11 protein-coding genes are annotated in these 23,183 nt (G+C 75.0%); 8 read left to right on the plus strand and 3 right to left on the minus strand.

Annotated elements, in window-relative coordinates; all coding sequences use genetic code 11:
* The first annotated feature begins 86 nt into the window (after nt 1-86).
* The 5 genes from HDA43_RS17600 to nrfD all read left to right on the plus strand — a co-directional run bounded on the left by HDA43_RS17600 (nt 87) and on the right by nrfD (nt 15,753).
* Nucleotides 87-10,049: a WXG100-like domain-containing protein gene (locus HDA43_RS17600; RefSeq protein ID WP_179822108.1), complete on the plus strand. Its 9,963-nt coding sequence runs from the start codon at nt 87-89 to the stop codon at nt 10,047-10,049.
* Nucleotides 10,050-10,093: 44 nt separating this feature from the next.
* On the plus strand, nt 10,094-10,621 hold the full coding sequence (locus HDA43_RS17605) for a hypothetical protein (RefSeq protein ID WP_179822111.1): 528 nt from the start codon (nt 10,094-10,096) through the stop codon (nt 10,619-10,621).
* A 63-nt stretch (nt 10,622-10,684) separates the two neighbouring features.
* Entirely contained in the window at nt 10,685-13,873 is a 3,189-nt protein-coding gene (gene fdh / locus HDA43_RS17615; protein WP_246424020.1) for a formate dehydrogenase, read from the plus strand.
* Nucleotides 13,866-14,747 carry a 4Fe-4S dicluster domain-containing protein gene (locus HDA43_RS17620; protein WP_179822116.1) on the plus strand — a complete coding sequence of 294 codons (882 nt, stop codon included), beginning with the start codon at nt 13,866-13,868 and terminating at the stop codon, nt 14,745-14,747. The genes fdh and HDA43_RS17620 overlap by 8 nt, the downstream gene beginning before the upstream one ends.
* Before the next feature lie 4 nt (nt 14,748-14,751).
* Entirely contained in the window at nt 14,752-15,753 is a 1,002-nt protein-coding gene (gene nrfD / locus HDA43_RS17625; RefSeq protein WP_312873348.1) for an NrfD/PsrC family molybdoenzyme membrane anchor subunit, read from the plus strand.
* A gap of 16 nt (nt 15,754-15,769) precedes the next feature.
* On the opposite strand, the gene HDA43_RS17630 is transcribed toward nrfD, so the two are convergent.
* Both HDA43_RS17630 and HDA43_RS36430 read right to left on the minus strand, forming a co-directional pair.
* Nucleotides 15,770-16,435, minus strand: coding sequence for a response regulator transcription factor (locus HDA43_RS17630; RefSeq protein ID WP_179822118.1), 666 nt, complete (start codon nt 16,433-16,435; stop codon nt 15,770-15,772).
* The gene (locus HDA43_RS36430) at nt 16,432-17,628 is read right to left on the minus strand and encodes a sensor histidine kinase (protein WP_179822121.1); all 1,197 of its coding nucleotides are present in this window, start codon (nt 17,626-17,628) and stop codon (nt 16,432-16,434) included. The genes HDA43_RS17630 and HDA43_RS36430 overlap by 4 nt, the downstream gene beginning before the upstream one ends.
* A 159-nt stretch (nt 17,629-17,787) precedes the next feature.
* Between HDA43_RS36430 and HDA43_RS17640 the strand changes: the two genes are divergently transcribed.
* Nucleotides 17,788-18,480 carry a hypothetical protein gene (locus HDA43_RS17640; protein WP_179822123.1) on the plus strand — a complete coding sequence of 231 codons (693 nt, stop codon included), beginning with the start codon at nt 17,788-17,790 and terminating at the stop codon, nt 18,478-18,480.
* Between the two features lie 131 nt (nt 18,481-18,611).
* On the opposite strand, the gene selD is transcribed toward HDA43_RS17640, so the two are convergent.
* On the minus strand, nt 18,612-19,685 hold the full coding sequence (selD, locus tag HDA43_RS17645; protein ID WP_179822126.1) for a selenide, water dikinase SelD: 1,074 nt from the start codon (nt 19,683-19,685) through the stop codon (nt 18,612-18,614).
* A 151-nt stretch (nt 19,686-19,836) separates the two neighbouring features.
* Here selD and selA point away from each other — a divergent pair, with 151 nt between their 5' ends.
* Both selA and HDA43_RS35975 read left to right on the plus strand, forming a co-directional pair.
* Complete coding sequence (gene selA, locus HDA43_RS17650; RefSeq protein WP_312873349.1) at nt 19,837-21,219, plus strand: L-seryl-tRNA(Sec) selenium transferase; 1,383 nt, start codon at nt 19,837-19,839, stop codon at nt 21,217-21,219.
* The gene (locus HDA43_RS35975; RefSeq protein ID WP_179822131.1) at nt 21,219-23,153 is read left to right on the plus strand and encodes a SelB domain-containing protein; all 1,935 of its coding nucleotides are present in this window, start codon (nt 21,219-21,221) and stop codon (nt 23,151-23,153) included. The genes selA and HDA43_RS35975 overlap by 1 nt, the downstream gene beginning before the upstream one ends.
* Nucleotides 23,154-23,183: the final 30 nt, after the last annotated feature.

The raw sequence follows: 23,183 nt of genomic DNA on the forward strand, positions 1-23,183 counted from the left end.
TCCTTCCGCGCCGCCGGCGCGAGGAGGACCCGGACGCGCCGGACGCCCGTCCGGTGACCTGACAGCACCACAACGGGGGAGATGGCGTGGCCGTCAACACGGATTCCGCCGGAAGCCGCACCGGGATCAACCCCAGTGCCGCCGGGGGGACTCCGCCCGACGTCGCGGGCGGCGCCGCCCCCGACGTCACGCCCGCCTGGGGCGAGAGCCTTCCGGCCTGGGCCAACACCCTGATCTCGTATCTCGCCTCGGGCCAGAACTGGCCGGAGTCGAGCGAGCGGCTGCTGTGGCAGATCGCCACGGCCAACCGGGAGCTGTACGAGGGCCTGGACACCTCCGTCGAGCCGGGCGTCACGGCCGGCGGCATGATCCTGCAGTCGTGGACGGCGCCGGCGAGCGAGAAGTTCGCCGAGGACTTCATCCAGGCGTACTCCGAGGACTCGGGTGTGCCCGCGCTGGCGCGGCAGGCGGCGACCTACTTCCAGCAGGCCGACAACTTCGCGCGCGAGGTGCAGTACTCCAAGATCTCGATCAACGTCGCGTTCTGGATCGCAGTGATCGCGACGTACATCGCCCTGCTCGCCGCCTTCTTCAGCGCCGGCGCGACCACCTCGGCGCTCGGCCCCATCGCCGCGGCCGCGCGGTCCAACATCGGCCGCATCCTCCAGCGGCTCGCCGTGGTCGCCGGGCGCACCCCCGAAGGCGCGGTCACCCGGCTGGCCGCCCGCGGGGCGGCCACCCACGGGGCGACCGCCGCGGGTGGGGCCGCGAAGGGGCTCCGGACGCTCCTCACCGGTCACATGGGCCGGGAGATCATCGAGGAGATGGGTGAAGAGGGCGCGATCGACTACTTGACCCAGAAAAAGCAGATGGATATGGGCACCCGCACCAGCATGGACTGGCAGCGGTTCCTGGCCTCGGAAGTCGGCGCGGCCGGTGGCGCGATCATCGGCATGAAGGCCGCCCCCATGCTGAACAGGTTCTCCAACAGCATGCCGGTGCTGCGGCGGCTGAACGAATTCGGCGGCACGGACCCGGGGATCATGAACGCCGTCAAGCGGTTCCCCGCCCGCGCGGTGCAGACGGGCCTGAACAACATGGTCGCCTCGCCGGGCGGAAGCATCATCGCCAACACGCTCGTCTACGGGCAGAACCCGCTTGAGTCGCTGCCGAACGGGGAGGCGCTCCTCGGGGCCGCGCTGGGCGGCGCCGGCCGGACGAACACGATCAGCCCGTTCAACCCCGACGTCTTCCACGCGGTCACCCACCCCCGGGCAGCCCTCGACAGCGCCTACGCGGCCGCCGCGGCCGCCGACGCCCGCCTGGCCGGCGGCGACCCGCCCGCCGGGTCCGGCGGCCCGGCGGCGACGCCGGGGAACCAGCCCGACCCGGGGAGCGGCGGCACCAACCTCGCGAACGCCCCCGCGCCGGACCCCGCGACGGTCGCGGCCGCCGGCAACGGCGGGAACGGCGGGAACGGCGGCAACGGCGCGAACCAGTCCGGCGCCCCCGCCGGGAACGGCCAGGCGGCGGGCGGGGCGCAGAACCCGCAGGTCGCGGGCACCGTACCGGTGACCCCCGTCGGTACGGCCGGCACCCCGTCGGCAACCCCCGCCCCGAGCGCCGCCCAGCCCGGTTCCGCCCCGGCCGCCTCGTCCCCGAGCGCGCCGGGCACCCCGAGCACGCCGGGCACGCCGGCGTCCCCCGCCCAGGGCGCACCGTCCCCGGGCACGCAGGCGGCTTCCACGCCGGGTGGTACGGGTGCGGGCGCTCCGGCGGCCGCTTCCGGCACCGGGGCCTCCGGCGGACCGAACACCGCCTCAGCCGGGCCCGCCACACCGGACAACGCCGCCCAGCCTCCGGCGGGCACGCCCGGAGCCCAGGGCGCGCCGTCCGCACCGGCCACCCCGGCGCAGGGCGGGACACCGGCGCCCGCGAGCGCGCCGGAGGCCGCGTCCGGGAACGTCCAGGGTGGCGCGCCCGCGTCCGGGAACGCTCAGGGGGCCGCGTCCGGGACCGGGAACGTCCAGGGTGGCGCGCCCACGTCCGGGAACGCTCAGGGGGCCGCGCCCGGGACCACGCCGGCGGGCGCACCCGCCACGTCGGGAGCACCGGATCCGCAGGCCGCCTCCGCTTCCTCCGGAGCATCCTCTTCCTCGACGCAGGGAGCCGCGCCGGCATCGGGAACGGATCCGGGAGCGGCGCCGTCGCCCGCCCAGAGCGGCGCGGGAACCGCCCAGGGCGGCGCGGTCACCCCCGCGACGCCGGTCGCCCCGGTGACGGGCGCGGCGCCGGCCAACCCCGCCGGAGCCGCCCCCTCCCAGACGCCGAACCAGCAGGCGACGTCCGGCCCCGCCACGGCGGCCGCGCCCGACCCGGCGGCGACCCCCGCGCCCGCCCCCGCGGCGGCGCCCGACCCCGCCGCTCCGGCCTCCGCCGTGGCCCCGGACCCCGCGGCCACTGCCGGAACGGCCCCCGACCCCGGGAACGCGTCGCGACTCGCCGGCACGGCGCTGGACGAGGTCCTGAAGATCGTGGCCCCCGACGCGATGCTGCTGCGGAACGGCGACCTGCGGCTGACCGGGCCGAGCGGCGAGATCGTCCACCTCTCCGCCGACTTCCTCGGCGGTGTGCGCGGGAGGCTGACGCTCCGGGCCGCGGACCGCGCCACCTCCGAACGGCTGCGTGCCGAGGCGGCGGCCTGGCTGGGCGCCGGGATCGCCGACGTCGAGGGCCGCAACCACACCGAGGGCGCGGTCGCGGCGCTCCACCGGTTGACCGAGGCGGCGCCCGAGACCAACGACGCGGCCGTGCGGGTGACGCTGGAGCTGATGGTCGACACCGCCGGTCAGTGGGACCCCGCCCGGCTGGGTGACGGCGAGCGGCGGCTGATGCGCGACGCGGCCGACCACCTCAGGAATCCGGAGGACTCCTACGCCGATCTGCGGTCCGGCACGCAGGCCCGGACCGCGGAGGAGATCGCCCGGCTGGCGGAGGCACTGACCCCGGACCCCGCGACGTCGAACGCCACAGGACCGAGCACCGGCGCGAATCCCGCCACCTCGCCCGAGCTCTCCGAGCTGTCGGGCCGGGTGCGGGAACTGGGCGAGTCCCTCGCCGGCGCCAAGACCGGCCTGGAGGAGCGGGTGAAGTCCCATCGGGACGCCTCCCGCCAGGCCGGGAAGAACATCGCGGAAAAGCTCAAGGAAGCGGAGAAGGCGAAGAAGGAGCGCGACCGGGGAGCCCGGAAGCGGCACCGCGATGCCCTGGCCGAGGTCCGGGTGGAGCGGGACACCGGGGCGCGCCACAAGCGGGTCGCCGTCCGCTACCAGGAGGCCCGCGTACGGGCGGAGAAAGCGCGCGCCGCCGTGGCGGAGGCGTCACGCGCCCTGGACGCCCTGGCCGCCGAGGAGCCGGCGGGCCGTACCGCCCAGCGGGTCGCCGAGGTGGCCCGGCTCGCCCGGGAGGCCGCCGACGCCGTCGCCGCCTACGACGAGGCGATGAAGGCGGCGCTGCCGCCGCGCGACGCCATGACCGGCAGCGTGCCCGCCGATCGGCTGCCCCACATGACCAAGCTGACCGGCGTGGTCAACCGGGTGCTGGCCGGCCACGGGGTGGACCAGACCTTCTCCCCCGACGAGCTGGAGCACGTCCTGGGGGCCCGGTTCCGCCGGGTGACGTCGGACGACGGCGTCGTCCTGCAGGTCGGCGGCGCGACGCGGGGCGAGCTGCGGATCAAACTGCGGATGGGCGACCTCGCGGAGATCGTCGATCCGAAGGTCAAGGGTTCCGAGACGATGATCGGCGCGCTCCCCCAGGGCGGCCGGTCGGTGGGCACCAGCGGCGGCCGGAACAAGGGCATGTCGTTCGGCCTCAACGCCATCGCGCTGGCCAAGACCCTGGCCGGGATGTTCCTGGCGCCGCACAACGGGGTGCGCAGGTTCATCGAGGACGTGCTGGACCCGTTCTTCAAGCTTGAGGGCAGCCACAGCAGGTCCCGGTCGAGGGGCGAGGGCGGCAGCGCCTCCGAGTTCGCGCTGTTCGGCGGGGTCGAGGACAACCGGGGCGAGTCGATCCTGCTGGACATCGCCGACGTCGCCTGGGACGTCGAGTTCCGCCCGGCGGGGAAGACGGACTGGACCGCGACCGAGACGGTCGACGCCCGTTCCGGCAGCGAGGCCGAGGTCATCGCGTCGGCCGGGGACGCCAAGCGGCTGCGGGTGCTCGTCTCGCACGCCTACGCCGACCACGCCCCCGCCGAGACCGTCCAGCAGTCCGCGAACCACCGCGATCCGAACGGCCGGTTCCCCGAGCACGTGGTGATCTCGATGAGCGGGGCGGACGAGCGGGTCGACCGCACGGTCGAGCTGCTCGGCGGGTCCGCGGTGGGCGACGTGGCCCGCCGGCAGATCCGCACCTTCATGGCCGAGGACCTGCCGGGGCGGATGTACGAGGCGTTCAACCGCCCGCGCGGGCTCAGCCGTACCATCACCGACGGCGGCCGGCCGCTCGGCACGGTACGGGTCCGCAGTCGGATCGAGTGGGTCCCCGCCCCGGACGGGGCGCCGGCGCCCTCGATGGAGCCGGTGGGCTCGGCCACCAACAAGCACCACCAGGAACGGCTGCGCGTCCAGTTCTCCGGCACGTCGGGTTCGACGTCGTCGAGCCGGTCGAGGAACACCGGCGTCACCGTGGGCGGCCAGGGCGCCCTCCCCGGGACGTCGTCCCTCGGCGGAAAGACCAAGCTCAAGGGGGCGTTCGGCTACACCCGGGGACGATCCAGGTCGACGGGCGCGAACACCGGGGGCACCGAGATCCACCCGGGCGTGTACCGCTACTCCGGTGACACCCAGGGATACGTGGCCGTTGTGGTCCACGAGGTCACGGTCCACCGGTTCGGCGAGGCCGAGCCCCGCCCCACGTTCGTCCAGCGCGCCCGGGCGCTGATGCGGATCCCGCTGACGCACGCCTACGACTATGGCGCCGAGGTCGACGCCAACGCGATCGAGCGGGACGACTCCGGCGCGCCGCGCCGCAACCCCGACGGCTCTCCGGTGTTCCGGGACGACCGCAAGCCCGGGCCGCCGCCCGGCCGGAAGGCGGCCCCGTCCGGCTGGCAGACCGGCGATCCGGTCAGGGTCCGCGGCGCGGGACCGTCGGAGGTGCAGGAGTTCACCCCGATCGACCGGGCGGAGGTCGAGGCGTACCTGCGCGAGCGCGGCATGCTGGCCCCGCTGGACGCCGACGGCAACGAGATCCCGTCGAACGACCCGCTGGAGTGGGCCAGCCACGAGGCGAACGCCCGGGAGCTGGAGGAGCAGCTCGACGAGCGCCGGGTGGCGGCCGCCTACGACCAGGGCGCCCAGGACGGCATCCCGATGACCTTCAGCCGGCACCGTACCGGCCATGCCTCCCAGACGGTCACGCTGGTCCTGACGATCGACCAGCACGAGGTGGACTCCTGGGAGCACACCGACGCGGAGGTCCCCGTCGACCTGGACATCGACTCCGAGACGTCCGGGCTGTCGAGCGGCGAGTCGGCCGGCCACGACATCAGGTTCGAGGGCGGACGCGGCGACACGAACGCCGACGAGGAGGTCGCGGCCTCACGAGGCGGGGGCTACACCTACAGCAGGGGCGTCAACGCCGGAGCGACCCAGGGCGGCACGGTCAACCAGGTGATCCTCGGGGAGAACAACGATCTGACGGCGGTCGCCCGGCGGAAGCACACGGTGAGGATCGCCGACATCTCGTCCATGGCGGACCCCATCACCACCCAGCAGGGCAGCTCCCTGCTGATGACGCCCGCGGGGCTGCTGCCCGAGGACGACTCCGGAAACGGCCCCGCGCGGACCCCGACGCCGCACCCGACCTCCCGCGCCACGCTGCGCCGCGCCACGCTGCGGGCCGTGGACGCCGGTGACCTGCTGCAGCGGGTCCTGCCCAAGCTGCCGCGGTGGGTGCGGTCGCACCCGGTCATCGTCAACATGCTGGCGGCCTTCCTCAACGTCCGCAGCTTCATGGCGCAGCCGGACCGGCTGTTCGGCCGGGCCGGCATGGAGCTCGCCGTACGGTCCCGGGGCACGCGCCGCTTCCGCTCACCGGTGTGGGTCAGCGGCCGCGCCGGGGAGTCGGAGTTCGTCACCGCGGTCGACTACGTGAGCGGCGACATCAACCTCACCCTGGGCAGCCAGTCCGCCTCCGCGGGCCGGACCCGCGGCCACGCGGGTGACGGCTCGCTGTCCGGTGGGCTCAGCCAGGCGGCGCCGCCCAAGGGCGGCGCCGGGCTCAGCGGATCGGCGTCGCGGACCACCGGGCTCTCCGCGCAGGAGCTGGGCATCTGGGGCCGGGAGCGGCTGGTCATCGAGACCGGCAAGCACTACGTCTTCCGGATGAGCGCCGACTTCGACGTCACCGTCGGCGTCCCCGGCGCCGCGAACGCCAAGGTGGTCAGCGCGCCGGGCCGCCCCGTCGTCTACATGGTCCCCGAACGCGACGCCCTGCGCCTGTACGCCCAGGGAGAGCTGCGGCTGCCGCTGGACCAGGTGGCGGACGTGATGGAGCGGTTCCTCGACGGCAACCTGAAGATCGCCCCGGACGTCGCGGCCCCGCTGGTCGGCCGCTACCTCAGCGAGCAGAGTGCGGCCCGCGACTCCGGCGCGCCGCTGCCCGTCCTGACCGCCGACCACACCGCCGAGCGGATGGTCGGGAAGCTCACCGAGGCCGCCGACGGCCGGTACGGCGGGCTCGGGCACACCCGGAACCCGGGCCGCCGCCTGGCCCGCATGATCGCCTACGAGCGCGCCCGGGCCGCGGTCCTGGAGAAGCTGCTGGACGATCCCGACGCGAAGCTGAGCAGGCGCGAGCGGGCGGTGGCCCCGGAGGTGGCCACGCTCCCCGAGCACCTCAGGGACGCCATGGGCCAGACCGGCGTCGAGGAGCTCGTGCTGAAGCGGAACGGCGCGGAGACCGAGCTGTTCGACGAGGTGCTCGCCGCGGTCGAGAAGAAGGCCCCCGGGGCGCTGCGCAAGAACCGGGCGCTGTGGCGCAGCCTGTTCCGCGACTTCAGCGGCAAGCGGTGGCACGGCAAGCTCGACAGCATGCTGGACCCGGACGGGGCGCCGCACACCTACACCGCGCGCGTCCGGGGGAACGACGGCCGGCCGCTGACCGTCCGGGTCAAGATGGAGTTCGTCGGCCCGCCGAGGCTGCTGAACCGGACGGACGAGGCCGGCGTGATCGTCCAGGACTACGCCTACCGGGACAGCTCCTGGTCGGAGGCGTTCAACATCGCCTTCGGCGGCGGCGTGAGCGGCGAAGGCGCGCCCGCGGCCCTCAAGGGCGCGGTGGGCGGGGACGCCAAGGTGCAGGCCGGCGTCAACCACTCCACCTCCGGGACGGCCGGCGAGCAGCTGACCGGGATCCAGCGGATCGCCTCCTTCAACGGCATGGACCGGGTCGCCCACGCGGTGAAGGTCACCGTGGAGGTCGACCGGCCGGGCCGCCGCGGGCGCGGCGGACGCCGGCCCGTCGTGACGGAGCTGACGGGCCGGATGACGCGGCTCGTGCCGTCCGAGCTGGTGGAGGCGGCGAAGGCGGCGGAGGCGTCGGCGTCGACGGACACCCGGCCGCTGGCGTTCCCGAGGACGTTCTTCACCGAGTCGACGCGCGCCGCCGGGCTCTTCCAGGCCGCGTACGACGGACTGTCCCGCTCCGACGTCCTCGGCCGCCGGGGCGCCCGCCGGTACCGGAACGATCTGGAGCACGCGCTCACCGCCATGGCGCGCAACGCCAACCTGCGGAGGATGGCCGGGCCGAACGGACACCGGATCGCCCGGTTCCCCGTGCCGGGCCGTCCCGGCCGGGTGGTGGAAGTGCGGGTCCGGGCGGTCCCCTCGCAGGTGCGCGTCCTCGCCGCGGGGCGTGCGGACGTCGAGCTGGGCGACGTGGAGCGCTTCCAGGCGACCTCGGGCGGGGCCGTCGAGTCGGGCCAGTCGCTGGGCGTCTCCGGAGGGAGCGGCTACGGCCCCTCCGGGGTGAACGTGCACGGCTCGACCGGGCGGTCGACCTCCGAGCGGATCTCCGAGGGCGGCGGCAACCGTGACGAGACGAGCGGTTTCCGCAAGGGCGACGTCACCACGGTCCGGACGCGGATCGACTACCACATCACGTACGAGATCAAGTCGGTCGTCCCCGGCAGGCCGTTCTACCGGCGGGTCGAGATGCTCAACGCCGCGACCGGCACGGCCGACGTGACCCTGTTCGAGGAGGGCATGGCCGAGGCCCGCCGCGAGCAGGAGGCGCCCCCGGTCCGCGGCGGCGGCTGGCGCTTCGGCGAACCGGCGGTCCGGCGCGAGCCCGGACGCGGCTGGCGGGCCCGATGGGGGCACGGGAGCGGCCGGCCCACGACCCGGTTCTCACTGGACGAGCTGTCCCGGCAGTCGCAGAGCAGCCGGGACTTCGACCCCGTCGCGCCGTACCGGTCGCTGGCCGAGCACACGCTACGGAGGGCGCCGGGCATCCGGAGGTCCGGCACGCCGCTCCTGCTCACGGTCGACGCCGGCCCGGAGTGGCAGGCGGCGCGGGTGAACGAGGCGCGGGCACTCGCCCGGGAGCTGGGCGTCCCCGTCCACCTGGAGGTCCGCGAGCCCGGCGGCGTCGCGCGTCCCTACCTCGCCACGCCGGACGGCGGGCTGCTGAGCGCCGCGCTGGACCCGTCGGGCCGGCGGGTCGTCGGGGTGCCCGACGGCGGGTTCGCCGCCGCGCTCGCCGCGCTCCCCCCGGGGCTGGTGGCCGCCGCGAACGGCAGGATCGACCTGCGCGCCCTCCACGGCCGGCTGCCGGAGGGCGGCGACTTCACCGCGCTGGTCGACCAGGAGCTGACCCCGCCCGGCGTTCCGGCGGCCCCCGCGACGAGCGCCGCGCCGCACGCCGGGAGCCAGGCCCAGCCGGTCGGCGGCACCTACCAGGGCTCCGTCAACTCCGCGCCGGGCGGCGCTCCCTCCGCGGGGGGCGGCTCGTTCTCGGTGACGGCTCCGCAGATCCCCGGGACGGCGTTCGCGGTGGACATCCGGGCGCCGCACCTGGCCGACCTGACCACGGCCGAGGTCCAGACGGCGCTGCGGCAGGCCGGGCCGTCCGTCCTCGGCCGGGGCGTCCGGGACCACCGCTGGTCGGCCGACGGCTCGACGCTGATCGTGGAGCTGCGGAACGGCGACACGCACCACTTCCGGGTCCGGATCGGCCGGCCCAGGCGGCGGCTGAGCTGGGACCGCTCGGCGGGGATGCCGGTGGTGCACTTCGGTCCGTCGTCGCGGCTGATGGCGCGGACGAAGCTGCGGACGGGCAGCGCCGAGGACCCGTCCGAGATGGTCCTGACGAGCCGGCCGGACCCGAAGACGGTGGCGCGGATGGTGGGCCACGAGGTCGGCCACGCCCTGCAGCGGAAGGCCGCCGCCGAACACCGGGCCGGTCCGGCCCCGTTCCGCCGGCTGCTGGCCGCGGTCGACGAGATCGCGCGCCACGACTACTGCATGGACGCCCGTTACGACGAGTACGGGCACCTCGCGGACGGCTGGCGGTCGGCCCGCACCGACGACGAGCGCGCCTACTACGCGCACGAGATGAACGGGCTGCGGCAGCTCATGCTGTTCGAGGGCCACGTCCCGCCCGTGCCGCCCTGGGAGGCCGGCGGGGCGGGGCGGATCGGCTCCGGCCTCGGACTGGACGGCTTGCTCAACCACTCCGAGCCGCGGGTCGAGACGAGGGACGAGTACTGGGGGCGGATGCGCCGGCTCACCAACACCACCGGCTGGATCCCGCCGGAGGAGTGCACCTGCCCGTCCGACGAGCCGTGCGTCTGCGGGCGGCGCGCCCAGACGCCGGGGGGCGGCACGTCCCCGTCTCCCGGCACCGTGCCGTCGGCGCCGTCCCCCGGCACCGCCTCACCGGCCCCGGAGGCGCCCGCGCCGTCGACGCAGGTCGCGGCGGGCCGTGCGAACGGATCGACGCCGGTCGCGGCGGGCCGTACGGACGGGAGAACCGGGTGAACGGGAGGGCCGCGGTCCCGGGAGGCGGGCCGGGGAGTGACGCGATGCCGCTCCCGGTGGCGCGGAGCAGGGACGAGGCGTTCCTGTACCTCGACCTGAGCCCGTGCGCCTGCGGGTCGGCCGACACCGCCTGGGAGAGCGGGCTGGTGACCGTGGCGGGCGAGCCGGTCTCCCGCTACACCGGGACCTGCTCCGGCTGCGGCGCCGCACGGGAGTTCCTGTTCGGGCTGCCCGAGCGGGAGGTGGCGCCCACGCGGTTCCCGGCGTTCGGCGGACCGGAGCCGTCGCGGCTGCTGGACGCCGGGGAGTGGCTCTGGGTGGCGGACACCGTCGCCGGGAACGCCCCGGCGGGCGGCCCGGACGAGGCCGCGCCCGTGCTGGCGGTCGCCGTGGCGGCGATGGAGGAGGTCGTCAAGTTCGTCCCGCCCGGCCAGGACGAGGTGCCCGGGGAGGCGTTCTGGACCGAGCGCGGCAGGCGGGTGCGGGACGCCGGTCCGGGGCGGTTCCGCCTGGACCGGCTGCTGGTCGTCCGCGACGCCTACCGCTCCCTGGCCACCCAGAAGACGACATGACAGCAAATACGAAGAAAACCTAAAAGCCGGTTAGGCCGCTGAGGCATGGGTAACAAGAGGCGCATGACACGGGAGAGGGGAATCCTCCGCTGGCCGGTCCTCCGGCAGCTCAGAGGAGAGGATCCCCGGAGCGACGCGGCGCGGTCGGCGCGGACCGACGCGCTCCGTCCCCGTGTCGAGCAGGCGGACAAGGTCGCGCGGTCGGTGTGCCCGTACTGCGCGGTCGGCTGCGGCCAGCTGGTCTACGCCAAGGAAGGCCGGGTCACCCAGATCGAGGGCGACCCCGACTCCCCCATCTCCCGGGGGCGCCTGTGCCCCAAGGGCTCGGCCAGCAAGCAGCTCGTCAACCACCCGGACCGGCAGACGACGGTGCTCTACCGGCGCCCGCACGGCACGGAGTGGGAGCGCCTCGACCTCGACACCGCGATGGACATGATCGCCGACCGGGTGGTCCGCACCCGGCGGGAGACCTGGCAGCAGGAGGAGGACGGCAAGGTCGTCCGGCGCACCCTGGGCATCGCCAGCCTGGGCGGAGCGACGCTGGACAACGAAGAGAACTACCTGATGAAGAAGCTCTACACCGCCCTCGGCGCCATACAGGTGGAGAACCAGGCCCGTATTTGACACTCCTCCACCATCCCCGGTCTGGGGATCAGCTTCGGGCGTGGCGGCGCCACGGACTTCCAGCAGGATCTGGCCGAGTCCGACTGCATCGTCATCCAGGGCTCCAACATGGCCGAGTGCCACCCGGTGGGCTTCCAGTGGGTGATGGAGGCCAAGGCCCGGGGGGCGAAGGTCTTCCACATCGACCCGCGCTTCACGCGGACCAGCGCGCTCGCCGACCGGTACCTGCCGATCCGCGCGGGCACCGACATCGTGCTGCTCGGCGCGCTGATCAACCACGTGCTGACGAACGGGCTCGACTTCCGCGAGTACGTCCTGGCCTACACCAACGCCTCGACGATCATCTCGGAGGACTTCCGCGACACCGAGGACCTCGACGGGCTGTTCTCCGGCTACGACGCCGAGGGCCGCAAGTACGACCCGTCGAGCTGGGCCTACGAGGGCGCGGAGGAGGAGGCCGCGGCCGGGCAGCGCCGGGAGCAGCTTGAGGGCGGGGCCCAGCACGCCGAGGCGGCCGGCCCGCACGAGTACGGCTCGGGCGGTCCCGCCATGCTGGCCACGCCGTCCACCGACCCGACGCTGAACCATCCGCGCTGCGTCTACCAGATCCTCAAGCGGCACTTCGCCCGCTACACCCCGGAGATGGTGGCCGAGGCGTGCGGCATCGAGCCGGAGGCGTTCGCCGAGCTGGCCGAGGCGATCACCGCCAACTCCGGCCGGGAGCGCACCACCGCCTGGGTGTACTCGGTCGGCTGGACCCAGCACTCGGTGGGCGCGCAGTACATCCGCGCGGGGGCCATCCTGCAGCTGCTGCTCGGCAACATAGGACGGCCCGGCGGCGGCATCCTGGCGCTGCGCGGCCACGCCAGCATCCAGGGCTCCTCCGACATCCCGACGCTGTTCAACATCCTGCCCGGCTACCTGCCGATGCCGCACGCCCACCGGCACGAGGACCTCGACGGCTACCTCGCCGCCGCCGGCGCCGACACCGGCTTCTGGGGCAGGAAGCGCTCCTACATGGTGAGCCTGCTCAAATCGTGGTGGGGTGACGCGGCCACCGCCGACAACGACTTCCGCTTCGACCACCTGCCGCGCCTCACCGGCGACCACGGCCACTACACGACCGTGCTGGGGCAGATCGACGGCACCGTGAAGGGCTACTTCGTGGTGGGCGAGAACCCCGCGGTCGGCTCCTCCTCCGGCAGGCTCCAGCGTCTCGGGCTCGCCAACCTGGACTGGCTGGTGGTGCGCGACCTGCGGCTGGTGGAGACCGCCACCTTCTGGAAGGACGGCCCGGAGCTGGAGACCGGGGAGATGCGCACCGAGGACATCGGCACCGAGGTGTTCTTCATGCCCGCCGCCAGCCACGTCGAGAAGGAAGGCACCTTCACCAACACCCAGCGGCTGCTGCAGTGGCGCGAGAAGGCGGTCGACCCGCCGGGCGAGGCCCGCAGCGACCTGTGGTTCTACTACCACCTCGGCAAGCGGATCAGGCGGCGGCTGACCGACGACGACATCGACCTGCCGCTGCGCGAGCTGACCTGGGACTACCCCGAGCACGGCGAGCACGCCGAGCCGTCGGCCGAGGCGGTGCTGCGCGAGATCAACGGCACCGGCCCCGACGGGCGGGCGCTGTCGGCCTACACCGAGCTGGAGCCGGACGGCTCCACCCGGTGCGGCTGCTGGATCTACTGCGGCGTCTACGCCGACGAGGTCAACCAGGCCGCCCGCCGCAAGTCCCGCCACGAGCAGGGCCGGATCGCCCCGGAGTGGGGCTGGGCCTGGCCGGCCAACCGGCGCGTCCTGTACAACCGGGCCTCCGCCGACCCCGAGGGCCGCCCGTGGAGCGAGCGCAAGAAGCTCGTCTGGTGGGACGAGGAGAAGGGCGAGTGGACCGGCCACGACGTGCCGGACTTCGAGAAGGACAAGCCGCCGCACTACCTGCCCCCGGACGAGGCCAGGGCCGAGGACGCGATCTCCGGCAGCACGCCGTTCATCATGCAGGCGGACGGCAAGGGCTGGCTGTACGCCCCGGCGGGCATGGCCGACGGACCGCTGCCCACGCACTACGAGCCGCACGAGTCGCCGGTGCCCAACCCGCTGTACGGCCGGCGGGCCAACCCCTGCCGGAAGGTCTACGACCGTCCGGAGGTGCCCTACAACCCCGCGGGGTCGTCGCGCTTCCCGTACGTGCTGACGACCTACCGGCTGACCGAGCACCACACGGCGGGCGGCATGAGCCGGTCGCTGCCGTACCTCGCAGAGCTCCAGCCGGAGCTGTTCTGCGAGGTGTCGCCCCGGCTGGCCGAGGAGCTGGGCCTGGTCAACGGGGGCTGGGCGACGATCGTGACGACGCGCGCCGCGATCGAGGCCCGCGTCCTGGTGACCGGCCGGATCCGCCCGCTGCGGCTCGACGGCCGCCGGATCGAGCAGGTCGGCCTGCCGTACCACTGGGGCTGGAGCGGCGGCGTGGCGACCGGCGACGTGACCAACGACCTGATGCCCATGGTGCTCGACCCGAACGTCTACATCCAGGAGGGCAAGGCCGCGACCTGCGACGTACGGCCCGGCCGGCGTCCCAGGGGGCAGGCGCTGCTCGAACTGATGGAGGAGTACCGCCGTGGCTGAGCGGGTGGGGTTCTTCACCGACACGAGCATCTGCATCGGATGCAAGGCGTGCGAGGTGGCCTGCAAGGAGTGGAACGACGTCCCCGACGACGGGTTCGTCTTCCGGGCGACCTCCTACGACAACACGGGCGGCCTCGGCGCGAGCACCTGGCGGCACGTGGCGTTCATCGAGCAGCGCGTCCCCGCCCCGGGGAACGGCGGGCCCGGCGGCCCGTCCGGCGCCGGCGAGCTGCCCGCCGACTCCGTGGGCCCCGGCGTCGAGACCGGCGCGGACGGCGAGCGGCCCGGCGCCGTGGTGGGCGAGCCGGTGGACCGCTGGCTGATGGCGTCCGACGTGTGCAAGCACTGCACGCACGCCGCCTGCCTGGACGTCTGCCCCACCGGAGCGCTGTTCCGCACCGAGTTCCACACGGTGGTGGTGCAGGCCGACGTGTGCAACGGCTGCGGGTACTGCGTGCCGGCCTGTCCCTACGGCGTGATCGGCCGCCGGGAGGACGACGGCCGGGCCTTCAAGTGCACGATGTGCTACGACCGGCTGCGCGGCGGGCTGGAACCGGCCTGCGCCAAGGCGTGCCCGACCGACTCCATCCAGTTCGGCCCGCTGGACGAACTCCTGGAACGCGCCGAGCGGCGGGTCACGGACCTGCACGGGCAGGGCAGGACCGAGGCCCGGCTGTACGGCGCCGACCCAAACGACGGCGTGGGCGGCGACGGCGCGTTCTTCCTGCTGATGGACGACCCCGAGGTGTACGGCCTGCCGCCCGACCCGGTGGTCACCACCCGCGACCTGCCCGCGATGTGGGGCTGGGCCGCGGGCGCGGCACTGTCCATGGCCGGGGTCATGGCCGCGGCGTTCCTGCGGAGAAGGCGGTAAAGCAGTGGCAAGGCGTGAGGACGCGATGGTGCCGGAGGCCGAGTTCCGGTCCTACTACGGGCAGCCGGTGATCAAGGCCCCGGTCTGGCACGTGCCCCACATGCCGCTCTACCTCTACCTGGGCGGGCTGTCCGGCGGGGCGTCGCTGATGTCGGCCGCGGCCCGGCTCGCCGGGCACGACCGGCTCGGGCTCACCGCCCGGGTCACCGCCGCCGCCGGGGCCACCCTCGGCGCGGGCTTCCTGGTCGCCGAGCTCGGCCGGCCCGAGCGGTTCCTCAACATGCTGCGGATCTTCAAGCCCACCTCGCCGATGAGCGTGGGCTCCTGGATCCTGGCCGCGCACAGCGGGCTGAGCGCGCTCGCCACGGCCTCGGCGGTGATGTCCGCCGCGCCCGCCTCGGCCGTCGCCGCCCGGCTGCCCCGGAGGGTCGCCGCCGCGCTGCCCGCCGCGGGCGACGCCGCGGCCGTGGCCACCGCCCTGACCGGCCCGCTGATGGCGACCTACACGGCCGTGCTCGTCGCCGACACCGCCGTGCCGGCCTGGCACGAGGCGCACCGGGAACTGCCGTTCCTGTTCGCCGGGAGCGCGCTGGCCAGCGCGGGCGCCATGGGCATGCTGGCCACCCCCCGCGCCCAGGCGGGTCCGGCCCGCGTCGCCGCCGCGGCGGGGGCGGCCGTCGAACTGGCCGCGGGCGCGGTGATCGAACGCCGGCTCGGCCTGGTCGGCGAGCCGTACCGGGAGGGGAGGTCGGGCCGCCTGATGCGGGCCGCCCGCGCCCTCACCGCCGGCGGCGGCCTGCTCGCCACGGTCGCCGGCCGCAGTCGCGCGCTGACCGCGCTGTCCGGCCTCGCGCTGACCGCCGGCGCCCTGTGCACCCGGTTCGGAGTCCTGGAGGCCGGCCGGGCCTCCGCCGCCGACCCCAAGTACACCGTGGTGCCCCAGCGGCAACGCCTGGAATCAGGCGACCGCGCCTCCACCGCGGCCCCCGCCCGCTCCTGGCCGTAGGCCGGCGGACGTCCCTTCACCGGTCGCGCGTCTCACGCCGGGGCCGCACCACGCCGGCCTCGTACGCGAGCACCACCGCCTGCACGCGGTCCCGCACACCGAGCTTGGCGAAGATGCGGTTGATGTGCGTCTTCACGGTCGCCTCGCCGAGATGCAGTTCCCCGGAGATCTCGCGGTTGGACAGCCCCCGAGCCAGCAACCGCAGCACCTCGGTCTCCCGGGCGGTCAGGTCGGCCAGACCGGGAGCGGTGACCGGCGGCGCCTGGGAGGTGTAGTGGTCGATCAGACGGCGGGTGATCTCCGGTGAGAGCAGCGCGTCTCCACGGGCGACGGCGTGCAGCGCACCCGCCAGTTCCTTCGGCGGGGTGGTCTTGAGCAGGAATCCACAGGCACCCGCGCGCAACGACCGGTAGACGTACTCGTCGAGGCCGAACGTGGTGAGCATGACGACGCGACGGTCGGGGCGGTCCGCGAGGATCCGCTCCGTCGCGGCCACGCCGTCAAGCCTCGGCATGTGGATGTCCATCAGCACGACGTCCGGCTCTTCCCGGATGGTCAGCCTCAGCGCCTCCTCGCCGTCCGTGGCCTCCGCGACCACCTCGATGCCGGGCTGAGCGCCGAGGATCATCCGCAGGCCGGTGCGTACGAGCGCCTCGTCGTCCGCGATGAGGACGCGCGTCACGCCGACGCTCCCGTATGCGACGGCACGGGGGCCGCGGAATTTCCGCTCAGGGGCAGTTCCACCCGCACCTCGAACCCACCGCCTTCCCGCGGGCCGGCGGCGGCCGTGCCCCCGAAGAGTTCCACGCGCTCGCTGATCCCCATCAATCCGAGGCCGCTGCCGTCGCCGTGGCGGACGATCCGCGGGCCGTCGTTGACGGCGTGAATCCTCAGATCGGTGCGCCCGACATCGATCGCGACCGAGACCGTGGCCCCCGGCGCGTGTTTGACCGCGTTGGTCAGGGCCTCCTGCAGCACCCGGTAGCCACTGACGTCGACGGCCGCGGGCACCCTGCCGAGGTCGCCGTTGACGGCGACGTCGACCCGTCCACCGGCGGTCCGGACTCCGGCCAGGAGCGGCTCGATGTGCCGTAGCGAGGGCAGCCGCTCCAGACTCCCCTCACCGCGGAGGATGACGAGCAGGCGACGCAACTCGGTGACGACGTCACGACCGACCTCCTGCACCGCGTCCAGCGACTCATGGGCCTGCCGGACGTCGGAGTCGAGCATGACCTGGGCGGCTCCGGCCTGCAGCACCATCACGGCGACGCCGTGCGAGACGATGTCGTGCAGCTCCCGGGCCATCCGGAGCCGTTCGTCGGTGCGGGCGGCGGCCTCCCGCTCGGCGGCCAGCGCGACCAGACGTTCCGCCTGGGCACGCCGCATGCGTACGGCGTAGGCCGGTCCCATGACCGCGAGCGCGACGAAGACGATGAAGGCCCAGTCCGGGTCGTCCGCGACCGTGGTCTCGATCCCGAGCGAGACGAAGTAGGAGACACCGGCGATCACCGGGCCGTGGCGGCCGGCCACGGCGACGCACGCGAAGCAGACGACGACCAGTGCCAGAAGCGGCACGACCGGCCATTCGGGGAGGACCGGCGTGAAACTCTGCGCGACGAAACAGGCGCCGACCAGGACCACCGCGGCCCGTGGGTACGACCCGCAGGCCGCGACCGCGAGGCAGTGGCCGGCGAGCAGTACGGTCAGCACGGCCAGCCAGCCGGCGGGCAGCGCGGCGAGATCGAGGCTCTCGCCCTCGACGTACGGGGCGAGTGGCACGTAGAGCTCAAGCGAGCCGAACCCGAACAGCGCGAGGCCCGCCGCGACAGGCCCGAGGTCACGCCGACGCCGTCCAACGCCCCGGAGCCATCCCATGGCGGGGAGCATATTCGAGCCGCCCGCCGCCTGACATCCACCCACGGGTGGAGCGGCGTCCTGCGGCGTCAACCCGTCGATCAACGTCTCGGCCGACGACCTGAGCGGTACGGCGCTCCTAGCCTCTGCATCGTCAACGGATCACGACGGGAGATGTCGATGGATGACCAGGCCGCCAGGCCGTACGGCCGGCGTTTCGCAGCGATCGCGATGGCGGGTGGCGGCGTTCTCTACGCCGTCGCCAACGCCTTCTACTGGGTGATGTTCCCCGACGAGGTGTCCGAGACCGCGGCGAACGTGGACGTGGCCGCGTCCGACCTCGGCGCCTGGCGGATCGAGACGATCCTCTTCGCGCTGGCGCACCTGCTGCTCCTGCCGGCGGTGGCGGGCCTGATCGTGGCGGTCGGCCGCCGCAGGCGCCTGGTCGCCACCATCGGCGGAGCCTTCGCCGTTCCCGCTCTCTACTTCTCGGCGATCCACCTGTGGCACTACAACGCCTTCTTCGGGGCCCTCGCCGGAGGGGGCGTGAAGGTGGGGGCGGTCCGGCCGGTCGTCGACGCCCTCGACAAGGACCCGCTGGTGATGGCGTCGTTCGCGGTCTGGATCCTGGGCTGGATGATCGGGCTCCTGGTCCTGGCCTTCGGTGCGTGGCGAGCCGGCCTGGTGTCCCTGTGGGTGCCACTCGCGCTCACCGGCGGCCAGGTGCTCGACTTCGTCTCCAACGGCGTGGCGCCCAAGCTCGTGGTGAGCGTACTGATGGCCGCCGGACTGATCGGGCTGGCGCGGGGCGTCCGCCCGGGACGCGTGGAGAGCGTGGCCACGGCCGTGCACGGTACCGAGATCACCCGATGACGGATGATCACCACTCGTGATCCCGGCCCACCGCCGGCGCGAGCAGTCCCACACGACGCCGCACCAGGCCATTGACCTGCGACCTCAGGATGAGACGAACTCGCCGGAAGCGTTCACCCGCATCCTCACGGTCAGCGCAGCCGCAGGGCCGCGCCGTCGAAGGGGACGAGTTCGCCGACGACCGGTGCGCCGGGCACCTCGCCCGCCACCAGCAGGCCGCCGGAGGTCTGGGCGTCGGCCAGCAGCAGCACGTCCTCCTCGGCCAGGCTCCCGGCGTCCAGGTGCGGCTCCACCCAGGCGAGGTTGCGCCGGGTGCCGCCGCTGACGTGGCCGTCGCGCACGGCCTCGCGGGCGCCCTCCAGGTACGGCACGGCCGCCGCGTCCACCACGGCCGTGACGCCGCTCGCCCTGGCCAGCTTGTACAGGTGGCCGAGCAGGCCGAAGCCGGTCACGTCGGTGGCGCACCGGGCGCCCGCGGCGAGCGCCGCCCGGGAGGCGTCCCGGTTGAGGGTGGTCATCGCGGCTATCGCCTGCGGGAAGACCTCGCCGGTCGCCTTGTGCCGGGTGTTGAGCACCCCGACGCCGAGCGGCTTGGTCAGCGACAGCGGCAGCCCGGCCCGGCCGGCGTCGATGCGCAGCAGCCGCTCCAGGTCGGCCAGGCCGGTGACGGCCATGCCGTACTTCGGCTCGGGGTCGTCCACGCTGTGGCCGCCCGCGACGTGGCAGCCCGCGGCGCGGGCCACGTCCAGGCCGCCGCGCAGCACCTCCTTCGCCAGGTCCATCGGCAGCCGCTCGCGGGGCCAGCCGAGGAGGTTGACCGCGACGAGGGGCTCGCCGCCCACCGCGTAGACGTCGGACAGGGCGTTGGTCGCGGCGATCCGCCCCCAGTCGTAGGGGTCGTCCACCACGGGCGTGAAGAAGTCGGCGGTGGCGACCACGGCCCGGCCGCCCTCGATGCGGACGACGGCGGCGTCGTCGCCGTCGTCCAGGCCCACGACCAGCTCGCCCAGCGGCGCGGGCGAGCCGTCCGCGGACCCGTCCGCCGTGGGCCGCCGCACGAGGCCCGCCACTATGGCCTCCAGCTCCCCGGGCGGGATCTTGCAGGCGCATCCGCCGCCGTGCGCGTACTGCGTCAGCCGGATCCTCCCCGGCGCCGGGGTGCCGGGGTCCGTCCCGAGGCCGGGCTCCGCCGTCGTTCCCGTCATGCCGTGTCCCTCCCGGTGCCCGTGGCGCGCCGGTCGGCGCACCGCCCTTCCCTACCCGGCTCACCGTACGCTCACCCGCCTGCGGCCACGCGGCGGGCCGTGGCGGCAGGGCGGGTGGGGTTCCCTTCCGGTCCGGCTCTATTTTCGTTACGTGGACCCACGAAGGCACGTGCCGCGCACCGACACCGTCCTCGCCGACCCGCGGCTCGCCGCGGCGGAGCGCAGACTCGGGCGGACGGTGGTCAAGGAGGCCGTCGCCGAGGCCCAGCGGCGGGTACGGCAGGGCGGCCTCGCCCCCGCCGAGGTGGCCGACGCCGCCGTGGCGGCGCTGCCCCGGTACGCCGCCGGCCTCCGGCCGGTGCTCAACCTGACCGGTGTGCTGGTCCACACCAACCTCGGCCGGGCGCCCCTGTCGCCCGCCGCGGTGGAGGCGGTCACCGCGGCGGCGGGCTGCACCGACGTGGAGTTCGACCTGGTCGCCGGGGGCCGCGCCCGCCGCGGACGGGGCGCGCTGGAGGCGCTCGCACGGGCGGTGCCCGCCGCCGAGGGCGTCCACGTGGTCAACAACAACGCCGCCGCGCTGGTGCTGGCGGCCACCGCGCTCGCCGCCGGGCGGGAGATCGTGGTCAGCCGGGGCGAGCTGGTGGAGATCGGGGACGGCTTCCGCATCCCGGACCTGCTGGTGTCCACCGGGGCGAGGCTGCGGGAGGTGGGCACCACCAACCGGACCTCCTACGCCGACTACCGGGACGCCGTGGGGCCGGAGACGGGGTTCGTCCTCAAGATCCACACGTCGAACTACCGGATCGAGGGGTTCACCGGGTCGGTGGAGGTGTCCGCGCTCACCGGGCTGGGCGTGCCCGTCGTGGCCGACATCGGCTCGGGCCTGCTGTCCCGGGAACCGCTGCTGCCCGACGAGCCCGACGCGGCGGACGCGCTGCGGGACGGGGCCGACCTGGTCACCGCCAGCGGCGACAAGCTGCTCGGCGGACCGCAGGCGGGCCTGCTGCTCGGCCGCCGTGACCTGGTCGAGCGGTGCCGGCGGCACCCGCTGGCCCGTGCGCTGCGGGTGGACAAGCTGACCCTGGCCGCGCTGGAGGCCACGCTGCGCGGTCCCGAGACCCCCGTACACCGGGCGCTGCACGCCGACCCGGCGGTCCTGCGGGAGCGGGCCGAGGCGCTCGCCGTACGGCTGGCCGCGGCCGGGACGGACGCGCGGGCGGTGCCGAGCGAGGCCACCGTCGGGGGCGGCGGGGCACCCGGTGTGACGCTGCCCAGCGCCGCTGTGAGCCTGCCGGCGCGGCTCGCCGTACCGCTGCGGACCGGCGAGCCGCCGGTCGTCGGGCGGATCGAGGGCGGCAGACTCCTGCTCGACCTGCGGGCCGCCCCACCGGAGGCGGACGACGAGGTGGCGCGGGCGGTGCTCCGGGCCGCCGCCCCCGCGGGGGAGAACGGCTCCGCGGACGACGGGATGGCCGGTTCCGGGGGCGGCGGGGCGAACGGTTCCGGGGCCGGGCGCGGGGGGAGGCGCTGATGCACGTCGTCGCCACGGCCGGGCACGTCGACCACGGCAAGTCCACGCTGGTACGGGTCCTCACCGGGATGGAGCCCGACCGGCTGGAGGAGGAGCGGCGGCGGGGCCTGACGATCGAGCTGGGCTACGCCTGGACCGCCCTGCCCTCGGGGGAGCGGCTGGCCTTCGTCGACGTGCCCGGCCATGAGCGTTTCCTCGCCACGATGCTGGCCGGGGTCGGCTCCGCGCCCGCCGTCATGTTCGTGGTCGCCGCCGACGAGGGCTGGATGCCGCAGTCGGAGGAGCACCTGACCGCGGTCGAGGCCCTCGGCGTACGGCACGGCCTGCTCGTGGTGACCCGCGCCGACCTCGCCGACCCCGCCCCGGCCATGGAGACGGCCAGGGCGCGCCTGGCGGCCGGCGGGCTCGCCGGGGTCGAGGCGCTGGCGGTGAGCGGGCGCACCGGGCGGGGCCTCGACGAGCTGCGCGGGGCGCTGGACCGGCTGGTGGCCGGCCTGCCCGCGCCCGACCCCGGGGCGCCGGTGCGGCTGTGGATCGACCGGGCGTTCAGCGTCCACGGCAGCGGCACGGTCGTGACGGGCACGCTGCCCGAGGGCCGGATCGCCGCGGGCGACGAGCTGGAGCTGCCCGGCGGGCCGGTGCGGGTCCGGGCGCTGGAGTCCCTGAAGGAGTCGCTGCCCGCGGTGACCGGCGTGGCGCGGGTGGCGCTCAACCTGCGCGGCCGGGCCGTCCCCGAGCGGGGGCAGGCCCTGGTCACGCCGGGCGCGTGGACCGTCACCGACCTCGTCGACGTACGGCTCTCCCCGGTCGGGGCGGACGGCCGGGGCGCGGGGCCGGGCGGTCAGGGGGCAGGGCCGGGCGTGCCGGGAAGGGGCCTGGACGTGCCGGGTGGCCGGGGAGCGGCGGAGGGACGGGAGGGGCCGGGCGCGCCGGTGGACCGCCTGCCGGCCCGGCTGACCGCCCACATCGGCTCGGCGGCCGTGGTGTGCTCGGTGCGTCCGCTCGGCGGCCGTGTCGTGCGGCTGCGCCTGGCCCGGCCGCTGCCGCTGCACGTGGGCGACGTGCTGCTGCTGCGCGACCCGGGCCGTGAGCGCGGTGAGGTGCGGGTGCTGGCGGGGGCGAGCGTGCTCGACGTGCGGCCGCCGTCGGTGAGCCGCCGGGGCGCGGCCCGCGAGCGCGCGGCCGAGCTGGCCGGGGCCGTGCCCGGCGCGGCGGCCCTGCTGCGCACCCACCGGCTGCTGCGCGCCGGCGAGCTGCGGGCGATGGGCTGCCCGCCCGCGGACGAGCCGGTGTGCGGCGACTGGCACGCCGACCCGGAGCACTGGTCGCGGCTGGTGGCGCGGCTGCCCGAGGCGGTGCGGCGGTACGCGGCCGGGCATCCGCTGGAGCCCGGCATGCCGGTCGAGGCCGCCCGGCACGCGCTGGGGCTGCCCGACCGGCGGCTGGTGGCTGCGCTCGTCCGGCCGCCGCTCTCCGTCGCCGACGGGCGGATCTCCGGCGGCCGGCCCGCGCTGCCCGCCCCGGTGGCCCGCGCGGTCGCCCGGCTGGGTACGGAGCTGTCCGCGCGCCCGTTCCTGGCGCCGGAGGCCGGACGGCTGGCCGAGCTGGGGCTGGGGCCCCGGGAGCTGGCGGCGGCGGTGGCGGCGGGGGCGCTGCTGCGGGTGGCCGACGGGATCGTGCTGCTGCCCGGCGCGGACGTCCGGGCGGCGCGGGTGCTGGCCCGGCTGCCGCAGCCGTTCACGGTCAGCCAGGCCCGGCAGGCCCTGGGGACCAGCCGCCGGGTCGCGGTGCCGCTGCTGGAGCACCTCGACCGCCGGGGGCTGACCGAGCGGGACGGCGACCACCGCCGGTGCCGCCTCCCGGCGCCCGGCACCGTACCCCCAAACCATCGGAAATCTGGTCAAACTTCGCATAGGCGCACATCTCCATATTGAGCCGCGGGTATGCCCCGGAAGAGAAGCGGG

Source organism: Streptosporangium sandarakinum, from assembly GCF_013409935.1.
Lineage (GTDB): Bacteria > Actinomycetota > Actinomycetes > Streptosporangiales > Streptosporangiaceae > Streptosporangium > Streptosporangium nondiastaticum.